Genomic DNA, 2,016 nt, shown 5'->3' on the forward strand with positions numbered 1-2,016 from the left:
TTTCCCGGCGTCGGCCAGGGGCTGTAAAAGCCCCCAGGGCCCGGCCCGGTCGGGGCCAAGGCGATCCTGAATGAATCCCGCCACCTTGCGCTCGCCGTAAGTCGAGTACATGGCAATCAACAACGTCAGGCCGAAGATGACCAGGATGATGAGGGATTTTATAATGAAAGGTATTAACTCCATTTGGGTGTTGATGGTGGCGTTTTTCTTTGGGTTAAAAGGTCAATGGTGAACCGGTCAACGGTTTGAGAATTTCTTTTTTTCAAAACATACTGGACAGCGTAGAACGCCGATTGACCTTTTAACCTTTTACTGTTTGACCTTTTTCTTAATTTTCACTACTCTCGAACGCCGAGCGCTCGTTCGCTTTCTCGTTATTCTCAATGCTCAACTGGCGCACCGTGTTTTCGTCGGTGATGAACGGGCGGGAGTCGTCGATGGGTTTGTACTGTGAATTGGCCAGGCGCAGGGCGAAGTCAGGCTTTTTAATTGTGTCGGAGCGGTACTTGTTAGCCGAAACGACCGAACTGCGCAGCACTTTCGTAGGGCCTTCGAGTACCCAGTCGCTGGTTTTCTTCTTTTCAAAGCGGCAGGTGTTACAAATCCATTCCTGTACTTCACCCCACTCGTTTTTGCGCGCTGTGACACGAATAACTTCCTCACCCCGGTACCAAAGTGTCACGTGGCTGCTGCACTTGTCACAATCGCGATGAGCATCCACGGGCTTACTGAACCACACGCGGTTCTTGAAACGATAGGTTTTGTCAGTCAAAGCTCCTACCGGACAAACGTCGATGACGTTGCCGGAGAAGTCATTGTCGATCGCCTTCTCGATATAAGTACTTATCTCGGCGGCGTCGCCCCGGCCCAATACGCCGTGAACGCGCTTTTCGGTGATCTGATCGGCAGTATAGACACAGCGGTAGCACAGGATGCAGCGCGTCATGTGCAGTTGAATGTACGGGCCGATGTCGTGCTTCTCGAACGTTCGCCGCTCCTCTTCGTATCGTTGAGCCGATGAACCATGCTCGTAGGCAAAGTCCTGCAAGTGGCACTCACCCGCCTGATCGCAGATCGGGCAGTCGAGCGGGTGGTTGAGCAGCAGAAATTCTACTATCGCCTTGCGCTCTTCCAGTACGGCGGGATTAGTCACATTCTCGACTACCATACCGTCTTGCACTTGTGTAATACACGAGGGGATCAACTTGGGCATGGGCCGCGTGTCCTTGGCTGACCCCTGCGCTACCTTTACCAGGCAGGCACGGCACTTGCCGCCGCTGCCTTCCAAAGGCTTGTAATAGCACATGGCGGGCGGCACCAAATGGCCTTGACTAGCGTCGGCCTCGGCAATGCGTCGCGCGGCCTGCATAATCGTCGTCCCTGGCTCTACCTCGACCTCAATACCGTCGAAGGTTATCTTAAATAAGTTTAGTTTTTTATCTTCTTCCATGCTATCAATGATAGAATGAGTAAATGATAGAATGATAGAATATTGCTTTCGCCTGCTTATTCACTCATTCTATCATTCTATCATTCAAAATTAAATTAGACCAGCTCCGCTTCCCCCATGTACACCGCCCCAGGCATTGTTGCCTCCTTTGGATGCGTCACGTGCCATTCGAATTCTTCGCGGAAGTGGCGGATGGCGCTGGCGACAGGCCAGGCGGCAGCGTCGCCGAGCGGGCAGATTGTGTTTCCTTCTATTTTCTTGGCAACATCCACCAGCAGGTCGATGTCGCGCATGTTGCCGTGGCCGTGTTCGATGCGGTGGAGTACTTTCTCCATCCATCCCGTTCCTTCACGGCAAGGGCTGCACTGTCCGCAGGATTCATGGTGGTAAAAGCGCGAGAAGTTCCAGGTATTGCGTACGATGCAGGCCGTCTCGTCGAAGACAATGAAACCGCCCGAACCGAGCATAGTACCCGTAGCAAAGCCACCGTCGGACAGCGACTCGTAACTCATCAGCCGGTCTTCGCCCTCGGCTGTTTTGTAGACTAAGTTGGCCGGAATGATCGG

General features: G+C 53.1%; 3 protein-coding genes. All 3 read right to left on the reverse strand.

Features of this window, described 5'->3' with window-relative positions; translation table 11 throughout:
• A partial coding sequence (locus tag ACEW8P_RS19835) for an NADH-quinone oxidoreductase subunit H (RefSeq protein WP_373514811.1) occupies positions 1-183 on the reverse strand: 183 nt, incomplete at its 3' end.
• A 145-nt stretch (positions 184-328) separates the two neighbouring features.
• Complete coding sequence (locus ACEW8P_RS19840) at positions 329-1,450, reverse strand: 2Fe-2S iron-sulfur cluster-binding protein (RefSeq protein ID WP_373514812.1); 1,122 nt, start codon at positions 1,448-1,450, stop codon at positions 329-331.
• 95 nt (positions 1,451-1,545) lie between these two features.
• The coding region (locus ACEW8P_RS19845; RefSeq protein WP_373514813.1) for an NADH-ubiquinone oxidoreductase-F iron-sulfur binding region domain-containing protein at positions 1,546-2,016 on the reverse strand (471 nt) is incomplete at its 5' end.

It is taken from the genome of Persicitalea sp. (genome assembly GCF_041751555.1).
In the GTDB taxonomy this organism is placed as follows: Bacteria; Bacteroidota; Bacteroidia; order Cytophagales; family Spirosomataceae; genus Persicitalea.